The organism is Hahella sp. CCB-MM4, from assembly GCF_002260525.1.
In the GTDB taxonomy this organism is placed as follows: domain Bacteria; phylum Pseudomonadota; class Gammaproteobacteria; order Pseudomonadales; family Oleiphilaceae; genus Hahella.
Genome location: NZ_MRYI01000004.1, coordinates 94,520 through 111,317 on the forward strand (window position 1 = coordinate 94,520; position 16,798 = coordinate 111,317).

Consider the following 16,798-nt stretch of genomic DNA (forward strand, 5'->3'; position numbering starts at 1 on the left):
TTGAGTCGGTCTTCGGTTTATGCTTTTCTTGGCCCTGAAAACATCTCGTTATAGATAAAGCTGAGTCATCCATCCCTATAAAAGGACCAATATGAAGGTTGTATCATTTAACGTAAATGGTATTCGTGCCCGTCTGCATCAGCTCGATGCTCTGATATCACAGCATCAACCGGACATCATCGGGCTTCAGGAAACCAAGGTTGAAGATGCCCTGTTCCCCGAGGACGCCATCAAAGAAATGGGGTACCAGGCCCACTACCACGGCCAGAAAGGTCACTACGGTGTTGCATTATTAAGCAAAATACCCGCAGAAAATGTTGAGAAAGGATTTTCTACCGACACCAAAAAGTCTCAAAAAAGATGGATTACCGGTGACTTTCGCATTGGTGATCGTACGGTAACGGTCTGCAACGGTTACTTTCCTCAAGGCGAAAACCGGAGCCATCCCGAAAAGTTCCCCAATAAACAGAAATTCTACGCGGACACCCTGGAATACCTCCTGGGCAAATCTCCTGAGCAATCTCTCATCATTATGGGGGACGTAAATATATCCCATCAGGATATCGATATTGGTATCGGCGAAGAGAACAGAAAGCGCTGGCTCCGCACCGGAAAGTGCAGCTTTTTGCCTGAAGAGCGAGAATGGCTGGAAAAATTGCTTGAATGGGGTCTGGAAGACACTTACCGCAAGCATTTTCCTGAGGACACCTCCAAGTACAGTTGGTTTGATTATCGCAGCCGTGGATTTGAAGCCGATCCCAAACGCGGATTGCGAATTGATTTAATATTGGCAACCAGGCCACTTAACCAGGCCTGTACAGGTGCCGGAATCCATTATGACATCAGAGGAATGGAAAAGCCTTCTGATCACGCTCCTATATGGGCGGATTTCGCACTATAAATTGAATCTTTCACAGTAGACAGATATGTTAACGGTAGTCGCCTTCCCCGACCCGGAACATATCTGTCTCAAGCTCATCCACTATGGCGGCATTCAGCACAGCATGGCAACTTGCGGAAACCATCAGGCATGAAAACAAAGGAAAGGATTGTTCACGTCAGTCTGGAGCTGTTTAACCGCTATGGCGAACCGAATGTCACCACTCTGCAAATTGCCGATGAACTCGATATAAGCCCCGGCAACCTTTACTACCACTACAAGAACAAAACAGAAATTCTGACTGAGTTATTCAGCCGTTATGAAAGCCAGATCATGGATCTGCTGGATGTGCCGGACATTGAAATCAGCCTGGAGGATCACTGGCTGTTCTTGCACCTGATCTTCGAATGTATTGCCCAATACCAGTTTCTCTACAAAGACCTGGTAAATATCCTTCAGCGCTACGAAAAAATCAGAGGGAAATTCAAAAAAATTCTGCAAAAGAAAATAGAGGCATCGAATCGGATATGCAGCAGCCTGAGACAGCAGGGAATACTATCGGCCACCGATGAAGAGCTGGACTCCCTGTGCCAGAATATCGTGCTTACCACCACCTATTGGTCAAGCTTCGATATCATCCGGAACGGCACCGGAGAGCACGAAATTGACCTTGCGAGAGGGATTTACCAGGTAATGTCTCTGGTTGCTCCCTTCCTGCGAGAAGAAGAGAGGCAGGACCTACTGACCATGAGCAGGGAGTATCTTCATTAGCTGCCTGTCAGCTGCCTGCCGAAGCTATTCTGGCTTCTTGCGTGAGCGTTTCGGTTTTTCCTTTTCAGCCAATGCAGCTTTCAGCTCTTCCACTTCCTTCCGAAGCTGCTGAAACTCACTATAGGTCGGCACCCCCAAACGATGCAGTGCACGCGATACTCGTTGGTCAAACACCGTCTCCAGTTTATCCCAGGTAGTGTTAGCCCTGTCCTTCACTTCTTCTACCCGACCTTCAACAGCCTTGACCTGCTTTTCGAACACACCTCTGGTTTTCTTTTCAAGCTCCTCCCCTTCCTGTACCAGCTTCTCAAAGACTTTTCCGGCATCTTCTTCTGCCTTATTGTATGCACCAAGTCCGGCCAACCAGATTTGGCGGGCGGATTCCTTGATTTTCTGCGATACCTGTTTGGAGTTCTGCTTCTCTTCAGTCATTGAGTTTTCTCAGGTTTTGGAGTTCTCGGGTTATTTTGGCCGCCAATGCTATAAAGCTCAACAGATATTGGTCGAACCGGTCTTTTTGAACCAGAATAATAGTAGATACACAAAAGAATTTCTTTGAACAGGCTGTCTATTCCCCCATATGATTGATGGACCCAAAGAACGTCTCATTGAGCTCCTTACTAAGTGGTTGACCAGGGAAAAATCAACCACGGAAGTTCCTTTAAGTAATTTTGACCGCCTGCGTCATGAGATCCGTACTTGCGATGTGATTCTCGTAGAAGGCAAATCCAGGGTGAGCAATGTCATCAAGCTGGTTACCCAGAGCCGCTGGTCTCACGCTGCGTTATATCTCGGACGCATACATGAAATCGAAAATCCCTTTACCCGCAAGCGGATACAGGCATTCTATGATGGTCAGCCGGACACCCAACTGATCGTTGAGAGTGAGCTGGGCGTTGGTACGATTGTTCGACCTCTTTCCACATACGACCGGGATCACGTACGCATCTGCCGCCCTCGGGAACTGACCTATCAGGACTCCCAGAATGTCATCAGTTTTGCCGTCAGACAGCTTGGTTCAAACTACAACGTTCGACAGATACTCGATCTTTTCAGGTTCCTTCTACCCTGGACTCTCCTACCCAGGCGATGGCGTTCTTCCCTGTTTAAAACCCATCCGGGAAAGCAAACCGAAACCGTTTGTTCCACCATGATTGCCGAAGCGTTTGGTTCCATCCAATACCCGATTCTACCGCTGGTTAAAAAAACCTCGGAAGATGGCATAAAACTGTTCAGGAGAAATCCGAAGCTCTGTACACCCAGTGACTTTGATTACTCTCCTTATTTCGACATTATCAAATACCCATTTGTGGATTTTTCACACAGCAATACGCGCTATCGCCTTCTCCCCTGGAAAGGCAATGCCAAGCTGACATCAGAAGAACACGGTTACTACCTCGACGACGCCCCTTTCCCCCATGATCGCTTTGAATGACATTCATATCGGCCGATTAAATCGAGACACACTTAAATTGAATATGTAAACAGTCTCTTATAAACCATAGATCTTAACGATCCTCTATTAGAATAAAATATGATTAAAAAGTGATCATTTTCATTTGTAATTATGTGTAAAGGGTCAATACTTAAACATGACTGTTTCAGCGCAAGCGGAGCAGTCATGTAGGAAGTCTTTCATGGATACTACTCACACCTCTAACCCGGCACCTCCCCTAGGTCCCGGGTTTTTTTATGCATTCTTTTTATGCTTCTTTAGTCGAATACCGACCCCAATTCACAGGAATGACAACTTTCTGGAGCAACTTGTCCGCTGAGATCTTCCAATTGATTCAACGTCATAAGTATAATCAATGACTGCTGGTCAATTATAACGCTCAATTAAACCGTCGCTATTCCCATATGAAGCGGTAAGGATCGATTCACATGAAAGTGCGCTCCCTTCTGAAGCGAACTCTGGTGCCTAAAGCCCTTGATGAGCAACTCAACGCTATCGAAAAGCCAGTGGGCACCCTGGGCTATGATCCCTGGGGTTTCAATGTCGATACAAACAAGATTGCGGTTGCCCTGTTCAAACCGATTTTTGAAAAATACTTCAGGGTAGAGGTCAATGGCATTGAAAATGTTCCGGCAGAAGGGCCCGTCCTTCTGATAGGAAACCACTCCGGACAGCTCCCTATCGACGGCACACTGATTGCCTACGCACTGGCAACACGCAAACAAAATCCCCGCCTGCCACGCGCGATGATCGAACGTTTTTTCCCGACGGTTCCCTATCTTGGCAACATTCTTAATCAAATGGGGGGAGTGTTGGGAGATCCGGTAAATTGCTCCAAGATGCTCGCACGCAATGAAGCAGTCATTGTGTTTCCAGAAGGCATTCGCGGCTCAGGAAAACTCTATCGGGATCGCTACCAGCTGAAACGCTTTGGCAACGGATTCATGCATCTGTCGATGCAGCATAATGCTCCTGTAGTGCCGGTCGGGGTCGTCGGGTGTGAAGAGACCATCCCAGCAATCGCCAACATAGCCCCGTTGGCTAAAATGCTCGGCATCCCCTATGTCCCTGTCGCGCTGCCTTTGATACTGCCGGCAAAAGTCATCCTCAACTTCGGCGAGCCAATGTCGTTTCCCTCCGAAGAGTGTCAAGAGGAAGAGGTCACCCGCCGCGTCGACAAGGTTAAAGAGCAAATCAGCATATTGATAGACAAGGGTCTGCAGCAGAGAGAAGGTCTTTTTTAATGGCAACTCCCAAGAATAAAAGCAAACCGGAAATCATGATCACTGGAGCTGCCGGAGCTCTTGCACAGCAGGCTATCAAGCGACTTCGCGAGCAATACAAAATTATCGCGGTGGATTTTCGCGAGCAGGTCTACCTCAGCGACGATATTGCCAGCTACCGAATTGATGTTAATAAACGGGGATTTGAAGATATCTTCCGTAAACATGACATTAAAGCCGTGGTTCATCTCGGGCGCATGATCGCCAGTGAAGAAAACCGCATGCGCCGATACAACTCTAATGTGATCGGCACTCACCGGCTCCTGGATCTCTGCCATAAATATCACATCGGCAAGGTTGTCATCCTCTCCACCTACCATGTCTATGGTGCGAATGCTTACAACCCTGCCCTGATAGATGAAAGCGCGCCACTTAAGGCTGCCGAGCTGACCATGGACCTCATAGATTCAGTGGAACTGGAAAACCTGGCCAACATCTATTTATGGCGCTATCCGGATCTCAACATTACGGTTTTACGTCCATGTAACATCGTCGGCCCCGGTGTAAAAAATACCATTTCCACCTTGCTTTCCAGTCAATATACCCCCGTCCTTGCCGGTTTCTCGCCGATGATGCAGTTTATCCACATTGACGATATGGCAGACGCAATTGCTCTGACGGTGGTAAAAACCAAGGGTGGGATCTATAACGTTGCCACTGATGACTGGGTCGCTTACCAGGAAGCCCTGGCAGCCTCCGCCTGCCGGAAGATCCCTATTGTTTCAGTGCCTCCAGTGCTGCCCAAAATGATCAGCAGTGTCCTTCGGCTCCGGAGCTTCCCCTCCTATCTGATTAACTATTTCAAATATCCGGTGATTCTCGACGGAACCCTGTTTAACACGACCTTTGGATTTAACCCCCAGTATTCGCTGAATGAAATATTCCGATACTACCGGTCGATGAAAACCTGACAATTCCTGAAAAACCTGGCCTGCTGATCTGAACGGTTATTTACTCTCGTAATGGCTGTACTAGTCTACCAGCTGTACTAGACTACCAGCTGTACTAGACTAAAAGATAAACAACGGCTACCAACCAGCAAGGGGTGGTTTTGGATGGACTCGTATGATGTATTGGATCGGCTTCTTTGCCACGCCTATATGGCTAAAAAAGAAATCGTACCCGACAAAAACCATCCTATCGGCCGACGTTATACACGCCCCTATAAAATAAAAAAGAAGACCGTCAAAAACATCTGGCTGGTTTCTGGCACCTTTATGCTGCTTAACCCTTCCATTCCGCTGATTATCGGTACAACTTTATTTACAGCGTTTATATCCTTCAGCATACTTGACGAATCACTTTAGTCTAAACTAACAAACGCTTATTTTTTAAAAAGTTGACCTGAGTTACAGCAGTAGTATGGACATCACTTTTGGTGGCATCAGCCACGCGACCGGCGCCCTGGTATATTTACTGATCATGGGGTTGCTGGCCCAAGGGTATTTGCGCCGGTTAACTGACCGGGCTCTTCTGGCCGCCTGTCTTTTGACGTCTGTCTGGCTGGGAGTCATTGCCAGTCAGCAAGCCTTTAACGCTCCCTCTTTTTTCATTCGTTATACCTTTGAAATACTTCGCAATGCAGCGTGGATAGGAGTTCTATTTGTACTTCTCGGCGTTAGATTAAGCCGCAAGTCCAGCTCCGGGAACACTCAGTACTGGCTAGGCCTGATCATCACAGGCATTCTCATCTTCATGCTGATAGCGGGCATGGCCAGAGGAATGTTTGGAGCCATCGTCTTCAGCGGCCAGACGCTGTTGACAGGGCAAATCGTGGTGTCTCTGGGAGGCTTGGTCCTTCTGGAGCAGGTCTGGAGAAACGTCACCGGCTATAAACGCCAGAATACGCGATATCTCTGCCTGGGCATCGGAACCTTATTCGTCTACGACTTTTTCATGTATTCCGACGCCCTGCTCTTCAACCAGATATCCCAGCCATTCTGGGACGCCAGAGGAGCGATCAACACTGTCTGTGCTCCGTTGATTGCGTTGACCATGGTCAACACCCGAAAGCAGCCACTCGATGTCCAGATTTCGCGTCAGTTTGTCTTCCACACCAGCGCCCTTGTATTTGCCGGTCTCTACCTCCTGATCATGGCTGCCGGGGGTTATTACATCAATACTGCCGGCGGGGAATGGTCCGAGGCCCTGCTGATTATATTCTTCTTCTCAGCAACCGTTTTCCTCATCCTGCTTGCCGGATCCGCACGCCTCAGAGCCAGACTGATGGTCTTTATCAGTCAGCATTTCTTCAACTACAAATATGACTACCGTGAGGAGTGGCTGAATGCCACCGGACTGGTCACATCTCTGGAGAGTAATGACGACCTGGAAAAGAAAGTCATACAGCTCCTTGCGGAGCCCGTTGAAAGTCAGGCAGGTGCGCTTTGGCTCAAAAACGAAGATAACAATTTTTCAGCCTCGACGTTCTGGAACATGCCGGAAATCAAGTTTGACCGGATTGATAATAATTCAGAACTGGTTGATTTTATGCGGCAGAGCGACTGGATTATCAATCTTAAGGAATACCAGCTCGACCCTACCCGCTATCACTTGATGGAGATACCCGACTGCCTTTGGACCACCCATAAACCATGGCTACTGGTTCCATTATTTATCGGGGATGCTCTCATAGGTTTTGTGCTTATTTCAGAGCCACTGGCCAAAATTGAACTGAACTGGGAAAACTACGACCTTCTAAAGATCGTCGCACGTCAATGTGCCAGCTATATTGCCCTGCTGCATGCCCAGAACCGGCTATCCGAATCCAAGCAGTTTGAGGCGGTTAACCGCACCTCGGCCTTTATGGTACATGACCTTAAAACCATCATCGCCCAGCTTTCCCTGTTGGTAAATAACGCGGGCAAGCATAAATCCAACCCCGTGTTCGTGGATGATATGATCACCACCACTGAGCACGCTCTCAAGAAAATGAACCACCTGTTGCTGCAGATTCGCAATCCTGTCACCCAGGACGATGTCACCCAGGTAGATGTGATCGATCTGCTGAAAGATATCATTCAACAGGAATCCCGCCGGGAACCGATACCCAGTTTTACCGGCGATGACAGCCAGGTCATTATTTCTGCGGATAGGGAAAAGCTCAGAAGTGTGTTTGTCCACATGATCCAGAATGCTCAGGATGCTACAGACAAATCCGGTGATGTTACCGTTTCGGTCAAAAAGAGTACTGGATGGATTGTTGTCTTTGTTCAGGACACAGGCATCGGCATGAGCGACGAATTCATCAAAGCCGAGCTATTCAAGCCCTTTACAAGTACCAAAGGGCTGACCGGGATGGGCATCGGCGTTTATCAAAGCCGCGAGTACATCCGCAAACTTGGTGGTTCCATTGACGTCACCAGCGAACCCGGAGTTGGCACCTGCTTCACAATCAAGATCCCATTGGTCAACACCAGTTCGGGCTATGGGAATTACAAAGGGGCAGCATATGGAAGTTGAGGTAAGCCCGCAGAAACTGACTCAGAACAGTTAACGATCAGTTTCCAGAATCTACCAATCAAATTTTTGAATTGATTGTAGGCCCTGTTAATATCCGGGTTTACAAAATTTAATGACCATAACAAGGCTAAAGTCATTGTGAATAAACGATTGCTAATCATTGAAGATGATCCTGGTCTGCAAAGCCAGATGCGGTGGTGTTTTGAGGACACAGAAGTATTTGTTGCAGATGACAGGGAATCCGCCATCTCCCAATTAAGAAGAGTGGAACCCCAGGTTGTCACGCTTGACCTCGGACTTCCTCCTGACCCGGGCGGTTCCAGCGAAGGCTTTGCCATCCTTCAGGAAATCCTCACATTGTCACCAATGACAAAAATTATTGTCGTGACGGGCCGTGAAGAGCGCGAAAATGCGGTCAAAGCGATTGGCCTGGGCGCTTGTGACTTTTACCAGAAGCCGTTGGATGCAGACATTCTGTCGTTTGTTGTTAACCGGGCATTCCGGCTATATGAGCTGGAACAGGAAAACCGCGAACTCTCCGAAAGCAAGTCCACCTCCCGGTTAAAAGGGGTTATTGCTTCAAGCCCTCCCATGCTGGAGGTGTGCAGAACCGTTGAGAAAATAGCGCCGGCGGATGTAACCACCTTGATTCTGGGGGAAACCGGAACCGGGAAAGAGGTTCTGGCCCGGGCTGTTCATGATCTCAGCCCTCGCCGTGATCACAACTTTGCCGCCATCAACTGTGCAGCAATCCCCGAGAACCTGCTGGAGAGTGAACTGTTCGGCTACGAAAAAGGCGCTTTTACCGGCGCTACCCAAATGAAAAAGGGCAAAATCGAGTTGGCCAACGGTGGCACGCTGTTCCTGGATGAAATCGGGGACATGCCCATGCCGCTGCAGGCAAAAATGCTCCGCTTCCTGCAGGAACGGGTAATCGAACGGGTGGGCGGTACCAAGGAAATTCCAGTGGATGTGCGGGTGGTCTGTGCAACCCATAGAGATGTCAGGCAGCTGATCACTGAAGGCAGTTTCCGGGAAGACTTATACTATCGCGTCAGCGAAATCACCATAGAGGTCCCACCTTTACGCTCCAGGCAGGGAGATGCTTTAGTCATTGGCCAGGCCCTGCTTAAATCGTTTTCCAAGCAACATGACAAAGGCTCCCTGTCATTTAGCGAGGATGCCGCACAGGCCATCCAGAACTACGAATGGCCCGGCAACGTCAGGGAGATGATCAACAAGGTCAAGCGGGCTACGATCATGTGTGAAGGCAAACGTGTAGTGGCTTCAGATCTTGAGCTTGGTCATGTTGAGGGCGGCGCCAAGGAAGTGTTTAATCTTCGCCAGGTACGCGAGGATGCGGAAAAAGCCGCCATCAAACAGGCTCTGGAATCGTGCGAGTACAATATGTCCAAAGCAGCTCGTCTGCTTGGCGTCACCCGCCCCACCCTATACAGCCTTACTGACAAGTACAATCTTACCACTACTCAATAAGCTGGCCCGGCAGTGATACCAGAGATGCCTTGTCAAAGGTATCACTGCTTTAATTGACTAGTGAATTTAGTACTATTCATCTAGTTGGCTATAGTTAGATATGATGTAACCCGTCTGAAGCCCATATGAACATAGAAGATCTTATCGCCAACGCCGACAACCTGTTCGCCCTACCGGACGTTGTCACCAGACTTCAGGAAGTATTGGAAGACAAGGCGTCCACGTTTGAAGATGTGGCAGACGTTGTCTCACTGGATCCCGTGCTGACCTCCAAACTGCTCAAATTGGCCAACAGTGCCTTTTATGCGTTTGCAGCACAAATCGATACCATTCCCAGGGCGATCAACATCATTGGTGCAGATGCGGTATTCAATCTGGCATTAGCCAACAGCGCCCTAGACGCATTCAATCGACTCCCCAAGGACATCATTGACCTTGATCGCTTTTGGCGTATCAGTGTCGACTGCGCCTTGATAGCGAAGCAGTTGGGCAAATCCGTGTCCAACCAAAGTGTCGAGCGACTTTTTGTCACCGGGCTATTACACAATATCGGCGAACTCATCTGCGTGATTCAACTGCCTGATCAAGCCAGAGAAATTGCCAGCCAGACCGATCCGGATCTTTCCCTGGAATCGCAGAAATCAATGCTGGGCTTCAGTTATCTGGAGCTTTCGAAGGAGTTCATGAAAGGCTGGCAGCTTCCTCCTGAAATATATGAGGTTGTAGGAGGCATCGCGGCCCCTGTCAGCAGCAAATTCCCGATTGAATCAACAATACTATGCCTGGCGAGAAAGATCGCCTACGCTCTGGAAAACCAGCCCCCCACCGATATCGAGTCGCTTATCGAGCCCGACCAACTTGAGTTGCTGGATATAGACATGGACGATATTGCCAATGCCACAGAGTATGCCAATCTGGAGGCAATTAACGTTCTTTCCATCCTAAGCCCACAGACTATGGCGATTTTCTAGATCCTCAAGCCCTTTCGATGAACCATTTTATGAGGCCAACCGCCGGGCACCGAAGACCGGTCTATTGCATCATCTGCTTGATGCTCTAGTCCATCATCTGTTTTAGATAAAGAGCAGGTATCGCATAAGTAATGCCGCTTGGTTTTTCCAAAACGGCCTCCTTACTTTCTTTGACAAACACTTTGTTTATCACGCCCAGTATTTCTCCCGTCTCAGGGTTAAACATCGGACTACCACTGTTTCCCGGATAGGCCGTTGCATCCAATTGATAGACATCAAACGGCGTTCTCAGTCTTTTCAGGAGCTTCGCGTTTAGCCCTCTTGCCGTACTTGCAGGAATCGCGATTGGTGTAATAGAGCTGATGATTCCTCTATGAGTCACCGGATAGAGACCCAGTACTATACCAATCGGAAAACCGATAAAAGCAACATCCTCACCTTCTCTGACTTTGGTCTCTGATACGGTTAATGCTGGAAGAGGTTTCCCCGGCAGCTTCAATATCGCCAGATCATAGATAGGATCACTGTTCAATACGGCAACCTTGCGTACCTCGGGGGTATTACCTGTCCCGATAAACACCACCAGATCAAATTCTGTCTCATTTTCAATTGCTCGGACAACATGATGGTTGGTCACCACCAGGGTACCGTCTCCCACCACAAAGCCGGTGCCCGCAACCTGAGCCCGCGGGCTGGCCAACTCGTTATAACGCCCCACTCCAACAATAGATGGCTTGATTTTCTCTATGGTTGCAGGAAGATCTGCATAGGTTGGGCCGGCCATAAATGTGACAAAAAGCCAGATAAACAGGCGACGGATATTTCCCAGCAAAAAATTCACGTTGTTTTTCGTATTCTTCATTTTAAAATCACATCCCTTGGAACATCGCCAGTATCCCTTTAGTCTGGTATGTTTACCAACTTGTTAAACCTTAACTGTTATGAATTCCCGTTTAGCGATAATGAATTTATCTCCGTAAACCTAAACAGTTTAACAGCATGAACCTTCGCCCCGTTGCCGTAGCTAAGGACCAGCAGACAACATCGGTGATGGAGAGATATCGGCGGTCAGTCTATTGATACATCCGGCTTCTACCGGATGACCCCGAAAAAATCCTAATGCATTGGATTACAGCAGTTAATTTCTTTATAAAACATAGTTACAATCTCAAATACTAGTAACTACAACAACTACAACGATATGCAGAGAGTCATTTAAGGGAGTATTAGATGAAAGCGCCCAGGTTTTTGCTTGTTGGCAAGACTAAATCGTCCAGCAAGTATGCAAAACCATTAAGTACCCTACTTGTCATTTTTGCCCTTGGCTTAAATGGTTGCACCCAAGATAAAACCGACGTCGAATACCTCGAGTCCGCCAAGAAATACGCGGCGGAGGGGGATTACAAGTCATACTCCATAGAGCTCAAAAACGCTCTGCAGCAGAACCCGGAAAATGCCGAAGCCCGTTTTCTTCTTGGCCAGTTCTATGTTGCCAATCAGTTGGGTGCCCCAGCCGAGAAGGAGCTGTCCAGAGCCATAGAGTATGGAGCCCGCAAGGCAGCCGTCAGCAAATATCTGGTTCAGGCATACTTTTTCCAGTATCAATACCAGGAATTGCTGGATGCCACAGCCACGCTGCCAGAAGGTGTTTCCGACGAGGACAAGGCTGAGATCCATTTCTACAGGGCTGCAGCCAACATCAACCTCAATAATGTCGACGAGGCACAGAAGGAATTTGATGTTGCCACCAATGCAGCTCCGGACTCCCTCTATGGCAAACTTGCCCAAGGGTACCTCTATCTGGTCTTTGATAAGCCATCAACCGCAGAAGAAATTGCGACGGAACTGACAAAGTCAACTCCCGACAACGCAGAAGCATTTCTGTTGCTGAGTCGGGCTAAGCTGGCATTGAAGAAACAGAAAGAAGCAGCTGATGCAATGGGTTCCGCGCTTGCATTACAGCCAAACAGATTGCAGCTATATGTGGATGCCGCCAGATTACAAATTGTTGCCAACGAGTACGAGAAAGCCGAGAAAAACATCGATTATGTTTTGAAAAAGGCGCCCAATCACCTGCCCTCCAACATTATCAAGGCAACTCTCAGGCTGCATGCAAGAGATTGGGAATCTGCCCGGATTCATGCAGATAACGCGATCACCATCAGTGAAGTCAACAAACAGGCCAAGCTGCTTTCCGGTATGGCCAACTTCTATCTGAAAAACTGGGAAATGGCCAGGGACCGACTTACTGCGGTTCATGAGTTCGTGCGCCCCGGTCACATAGCCCAGCGCATGTTGAGCTATGCGGAATTTAAGCTTGGTTACTCGCAATCTGCTGAAGAGGTTTTACAAAACCTTGGAGATTTGAAAGAAACTGACACCAAGTTACTGGCAAGCTTCGGTAATGAATTCCTTAAAAAAGGTCAGGTTGATCAGGCGTATTCATTATTTGAAACCGCAGCCGGCCTCAACCCTGAGGACTCAGAATCCTTGACCAGACTGGGCATCCTTAAGCTCCAGCTTAGTGACATGTCTGGTGTATCCGACCTTGAAAAAGCTCTGGAACAGGATAGCAACTCTACCTGGACCCGAGCCGCACTGGCCAAGCACTACATCAAAATGAAGGAGTTCGACAAGGCAATAGAGACCATTGAAGCCCTCGTCGCAGCTAACCCAAATCAGGTTGAACCTTTATTGCTGGCCGCAGAAGTGTACGGGGCTGCTGACCGTATCCAGGATTCCAAGAAGACGCTGGACAAGGCCTACGCACTCAACAAAAAACATATTCCTACACTCATCGGCTATTTCAAGCTGGCATTGGCACAGAACGACCTCAAGGAAGCCAATTCAAGACTTGAGGAGATACTGAAGGTCGATGCTGCAAACGAGTATGCATTGATCAACACCTATCGCCTTGCCAAAAAGGAAGGCGCTGTCGATCGCGCTATGAATGCTATTGATAACGCACTGAAGCAGGAGCCTGATCAGGGCAGTGTGAAAATTATTAAGTCGATGACCCAGGTTGACCAAGACAACCTTGAGGGAGCACTTAAGACACTGGAGTCTATTAAGGAGAACTCTCCACAATACATCCGTGCCCTATCCACAACCGGGAATATCTACCTGCAACTTGGCAAGCCAGAAAAAGCAATTGAAAGGTATCAGACCTGGACCCTGAACAACCCTAAAGACGTCAGGTCCTATCTCGCCACGGCAAAGGCCTACATGTCGAAAGAAAAATACCGGGATGCCATGGCTGCAATTCAGAAAGGTCTGACTGAAGTTCCGGGCCACAAAGATCTTCAACTGGCGGAGATCCAATTGTTGATGCTGCAGGATCAGGCCGAGCAGGCGAACAGCAAAATTGCAAAATTCACAGCAATTTATGGTCAGAACGCCACTTTGGAATCCTATCGCGGAACTTACTTCCTCAAGAAAGGAAATTACAAAGAAGCCATCAAGCATTTCGTCAATCTTCACCAACTGCAGCCATCCAGCCAGACCCTGATCACTCTGGCCGAGCTGTATAAGAGGGATAATCAACTCGATAAAGTTAATGCCCTGCTAACCCAATGGCTCAAGGACAATCCGAAAGACCAGGCCGCCAAGCTGTATCAGGCGAACCTGAGTATCGCCAAGGACAGCCAGGACAATTCTGCTGCAATAGCCCAGTTTGAGTCCATCGTGAAGCAAAACAGCAACAACTATGTTGCCTTGAATAATCTTGCCTGGACACTGGGTCAGGAAGGCCGCCTGAGTGAAGCAGTGGAGTACGCCCAGAAAGCCTACAACCTTCAGCAGGATAATCCTGCTATTGCTGATACCTATGGCTACCTGCTGCTGCAGTCAGGTGATATTGATACAGCAGAACAAGTTCTGTCCAAAGCCCACAGTCAGGCGAAAGAAGAACCCAGCATCGCCTTTCATTACGCCATGGTATTAAGCCAGATCGGCAAAACAGATGAAGCAAAAACTTTGCTTTCAAAACTGGAATCCAAGGATTTTCCAGAGAAGGACGAAGCCACCAAGCTTCTGAAAACTTTATAAAGCAGAGTTAGCACTCTACCTTTATCTTAGTAAGAATCATGTCGATGCTCCTTGAAAAAGGGGCATCGACATTTGGTTTTAGTACGCACGACTGGTTAGGCAATCTTACAGCACACCTGTGTAATAGAGGGAATTATGAGAAGTGATCGAATTGCTGAATTCCTGGTGTCAAAGAAAACCCGACTTGCCATAATCAGCTTCATCTTAATTGCCCTCTCCCTTTGCGGACTCCCTTACCTGTATGTTGAAAGCGACTACAGCGTATTCTTCGACTCAAACAACCCACAACTGGTACAACATCACCTTATCGAGGATGAGTTTACCAACTCAGACACCATCTCCTTCATCATTTCATCCTCACACGAGGATCTATTTAATCAGGAAGACTTGGAAGGAATCATCTACCTCACAGACGAAGCATGGAAGTTACCTTATTCCGGCAGAGTGGATTCAATCACCAATCATCAACATACCGTGGCCGAAGAAGATGATCTGTTTGTCGGAGATTTAGTTGATGAGAACCAACTAGACAATGATCACCTTAAGAAGTACAGGGAAATTGCATTAAAGGAACCTGAACTAACTAACTTCATTATCTCATCTGACGCCAAGGTTAGTGCGGCTAACGTCTCGCTGATTTTACCGGACGACCCGATCGCAAAAGATCAGGCCTCCATTAAAGCCGTAGCAGCCGCCCGGGTTTTGGCGGCCTCTGTCATGAGCAAATACCCGAGCCTGAATATCCAGCTCGCTGGCCAGACAACCGTTGTTGCCACTTTTAACACCCTGTCTGAGCAAGATACCAAATTGCTCTTTCCAGTCATGATTATTCTCATGGGCGCTTTGCTTATTATCCTGCTGAGATCCTTAACCGGCATGCTGGCAACACTTGTCATCATATTAACAAGCGTTGCCTGTACTCTCGGATTAATGGGATGGGTTTCCACGCCTCTAAACCAGGTCACTGCCGCCCTCCCCGTCATCATCATGACAATTGCAATTTGCGACTCAGTCCACCTCATATACAGCTATCAATTTCATTTAGCCATAGGCCAGGACAAACTCACTGCATTAAGCAACACCTACAAATCGAATCTTCAGCCAGTATTTTTAACCAGCGCAACAACGGCTGTCGGCTTTCTCGCCATGAATTTCAGTGAAGCGCCGCCATTCAGGGAACTAGGCAACTGGGGAGCCATTGGAATTATGCTCGCTTTTACCTGGAGCCTGACGCTTCTTCCTGCCCTGCTCTATTGGCTCCCGATCAAAAGCCCCAAACAGGCCAAACAGAATTTTGCAGACCGTTTCAGCTCTTTTCTGATAAGCCATAGAAACCCGATTATCTTAATTGGTCCCATTCTTATAGCCACCCTGATTGCTCAGGTTCCCAATAATGAACTAAACGATAATACCCTGGGATATTTCAAGCAAAGCGTTCCTTTCAGGCAGGCAGCCGATTTTATGCAGGAACACCTGACAGGATTTGATGCCTTCAACTATGCCCTCAGATGCCAGGAATCCAATTGCATTAATGAGCCTGAATTTCTACTCAAAGTGGACCGGTTTAAAGAATGGCTACTTCAGCAGCCAGAAATTGTTCATGTCATCAGCTACACCAATGTCATCAAACGACTGAATAAAAACATGAATGCCGGCAATGAGGAGTTTTATAGGATTCCTGAAAACAGGGAGTTGTCGGCCCAATACCAGCTACTTTATGAGCTGTCACTTCCCTTTGGGCTGGACTTGAACAACATCATTAATTTCGACAAATCGGCACTTAAAGTTACCGCCATTGTTAAAGGCCAAAAAGCCAAACAGCTACTGGAAATAGAATCCCGTATTGATCAGTGGCTCGCCAATAACCTGCCGGAACTAAGAACACCTGGTGGAGGCATATCCATCATGTTTTCCCATCTTGGGCAGAACAATATCAACTCCATGGTATCCGGATCTCTGCTAGGCCTTCTGTTCATTACCATCACACTTATTCTGGCACTTGGCTCTATAAAGTATGGATTAATCAGCATCATTCCGAATGCTTTACCGGCAGCCATGGCCTTTGGAGTATGGGGAATGACTATTGCGGAGGTGAATGTTGCCGTGGCGATTGTATTTTCGTTTACCTTGGGGATTATCGTCGACGACACCGTTCACTTTTTATCCAAGTACATCCGGGCTCGGAGAGAACTGGGACTCGATCCAGAGCAAGCGGTGACATATTCCTTTCATCATGTGGGGAAAGCCATCATTGTTACCACAGTCGTCCTTTCAGTGGGCTTTCTCACACTAGCCTTTTCGGAATTCAATGTTAATTCTTATATGGGCTCGATGGTCGCTATGACAATCGTTTTTGCATTGGTCCTGGACTTCTTCCTTCTGCCGGTCATCTTGCTCACCGTCGACCGCAAGACCTTACCGGCTGGGTAACCTC

13 protein-coding genes are annotated in these 16,798 nt (G+C 47.9%); 11 read left to right on the forward strand and 2 right to left on the reverse strand.

Annotation, left to right across the window (positions count from 1 at the left end; translation table 11 throughout):
- Window positions 1–91 precede the first annotated feature (91 nt).
- Together xthA and BTA51_RS10210 are read left to right on the forward strand one after the other, a co-directional pair.
- A complete protein-coding gene (xthA, locus tag BTA51_RS10205) occupies window positions 92–901 on the forward strand; it encodes an exodeoxyribonuclease III (RefSeq protein WP_094707352.1) in 810 nt (269 codons plus the stop codon).
- Between the two features lie 129 nt (window positions 902–1,030).
- The gene (locus BTA51_RS10210) at window positions 1,031–1,651 is read left to right on the forward strand and encodes a TetR/AcrR family transcriptional regulator (protein ID WP_094707353.1); all 621 of its coding nucleotides are present in this window, start codon (window positions 1,031–1,033) and stop codon (window positions 1,649–1,651) included.
- Between the two features lie 24 nt (window positions 1,652–1,675).
- Here the strand turns inward: BTA51_RS10210 and BTA51_RS10215 are convergent, their stop codons facing one another.
- Complete coding sequence (locus BTA51_RS10215; RefSeq protein WP_094707354.1) at window positions 1,676–2,083, reverse strand: phasin family protein; 408 nt, start codon at window positions 2,081–2,083, stop codon at window positions 1,676–1,678.
- 148 nt (window positions 2,084–2,231) lie between these two features.
- Here BTA51_RS10215 and BTA51_RS10220 point away from each other — a divergent pair, with 148 nt between their 5' ends.
- The 7 genes from BTA51_RS10220 (at window position 2,232) to BTA51_RS10250 (ending at window position 10,317) form a co-directional block, all read left to right on the forward strand.
- Window positions 2,232–3,086 carry a YiiX/YebB-like N1pC/P60 family cysteine hydrolase gene (locus BTA51_RS10220; RefSeq protein ID WP_094707355.1) on the forward strand — a complete coding sequence of 285 codons (855 nt, stop codon included), beginning with the start codon at window positions 2,232–2,234 and terminating at the stop codon, window positions 3,084–3,086.
- A gap of 449 nt (window positions 3,087–3,535) precedes the next feature.
- Window positions 3,536–4,351, forward strand: a complete 816-nt coding sequence (locus tag BTA51_RS10225; RefSeq protein ID WP_094707356.1) for a lysophospholipid acyltransferase family protein — start codon at window positions 3,536–3,538, stop codon at window positions 4,349–4,351.
- Entirely contained in the window at window positions 4,351–5,301 is a 951-nt protein-coding gene (locus BTA51_RS10230; protein WP_094707357.1) for an SDR family oxidoreductase, read from the forward strand. The genes BTA51_RS10225 and BTA51_RS10230 overlap by 1 nt, the downstream gene beginning before the upstream one ends.
- 144 nt (window positions 5,302–5,445) lie before the next feature.
- On the forward strand, window positions 5,446–5,697 hold the full coding sequence (locus BTA51_RS10235) for a hypothetical protein (protein WP_094707358.1): 252 nt from the start codon (window positions 5,446–5,448) through the stop codon (window positions 5,695–5,697).
- Between the two features lie 55 nt (window positions 5,698–5,752).
- On the forward strand, window positions 5,753–7,852 hold the full coding sequence (prsK, locus tag BTA51_RS10240) for an XrtA/PEP-CTERM system histidine kinase PrsK (RefSeq protein ID WP_094707359.1): 2,100 nt from the start codon (window positions 5,753–5,755) through the stop codon (window positions 7,850–7,852).
- Window positions 7,853–7,990: 138 nt separating this feature from the next.
- On the forward strand, window positions 7,991–9,346 hold the full coding sequence (gene prsR / locus BTA51_RS10245) for a PEP-CTERM-box response regulator transcription factor (protein WP_094707360.1): 1,356 nt from the start codon (window positions 7,991–7,993) through the stop codon (window positions 9,344–9,346).
- A 125-nt stretch (window positions 9,347–9,471) separates the two neighbouring features.
- Window positions 9,472–10,317: an HDOD domain-containing protein gene (locus tag BTA51_RS10250; protein ID WP_094707361.1), complete on the forward strand. Its 846-nt coding sequence runs from the start codon at window positions 9,472–9,474 to the stop codon at window positions 10,315–10,317.
- Window positions 10,318–10,402: 85 nt separating this feature from the next.
- Here BTA51_RS10250 and BTA51_RS10255 read toward each other — a convergent pair whose 3' ends face one another.
- Window positions 10,403–11,179: a serine protease gene (locus BTA51_RS10255; protein ID WP_094707362.1), complete on the reverse strand. Its 777-nt coding sequence runs from the start codon at window positions 11,177–11,179 to the stop codon at window positions 10,403–10,405.
- 368 nt (window positions 11,180–11,547) lie between these two features.
- Here BTA51_RS10255 and prsT point away from each other — a divergent pair, with 368 nt between their 5' ends.
- Window positions 11,548–14,364, forward strand: a complete 2,817-nt coding sequence (gene prsT, locus BTA51_RS10260; protein WP_094707363.1) for an XrtA/PEP-CTERM system TPR-repeat protein PrsT — start codon at window positions 11,548–11,550, stop codon at window positions 14,362–14,364.
- A gap of 135 nt (window positions 14,365–14,499) precedes the next feature.
- A complete protein-coding gene (locus BTA51_RS10265) occupies window positions 14,500–16,794 on the forward strand; it encodes an RND family transporter (protein WP_094707364.1) in 2,295 nt (764 codons plus the stop codon).
- Window positions 16,795–16,798: the final 4 nt, after the last annotated feature.

Bases quoted from the DNA above. Each gene is read 5' to 3' on its own strand.
- xthA (WP_094707352.1), top strand. From the start codon at position 92: ATGAAGGTTGTATCATTTAACGTAAATGGTATTCGTGCCCGTCTGCAT.
- BTA51_RS10210 (WP_094707353.1), top strand. From the start codon at position 1,031: ATGAAAACAAAGGAAAGGATTGTTCACGTCAGTCTGGAGCTGTTTAAC.
- BTA51_RS10215 (WP_094707354.1), bottom strand. From the start codon at position 2,083: ATGACTGAAGAGAAGCAGAACTCCAAACAGGTATCGCAGAAAATCAAG.
- BTA51_RS10220 (WP_094707355.1), top strand. From the start codon at position 2,232: ATGATTGATGGACCCAAAGAACGTCTCATTGAGCTCCTTACTAAGTGG.
- BTA51_RS10225 (WP_094707356.1), top strand. From the start codon at position 3,536: ATGAAAGTGCGCTCCCTTCTGAAGCGAACTCTGGTGCCTAAAGCCCTT.
- BTA51_RS10230 (WP_094707357.1), top strand. From the start codon at position 4,351: ATGGCAACTCCCAAGAATAAAAGCAAACCGGAAATCATGATCACTGGA.
- BTA51_RS10235 (WP_094707358.1), top strand. From the start codon at position 5,446: ATGGACTCGTATGATGTATTGGATCGGCTTCTTTGCCACGCCTATATG.
- prsK (WP_094707359.1), top strand. From the start codon at position 5,753: ATGGACATCACTTTTGGTGGCATCAGCCACGCGACCGGCGCCCTGGTA.
- BTA51_RS10250 (WP_094707361.1), top strand. From the start codon at position 9,472: ATGAACATAGAAGATCTTATCGCCAACGCCGACAACCTGTTCGCCCTA.
- BTA51_RS10255 (WP_094707362.1), bottom strand. From the start codon at position 11,179: ATGAAGAATACGAAAAACAACGTGAATTTTTTGCTGGGAAATATCCGT.
- prsT (WP_094707363.1), top strand. From the start codon at position 11,548: ATGAAAGCGCCCAGGTTTTTGCTTGTTGGCAAGACTAAATCGTCCAGC.
- BTA51_RS10265 (WP_094707364.1), top strand. From the start codon at position 14,500: ATGAGAAGTGATCGAATTGCTGAATTCCTGGTGTCAAAGAAAACCCGA.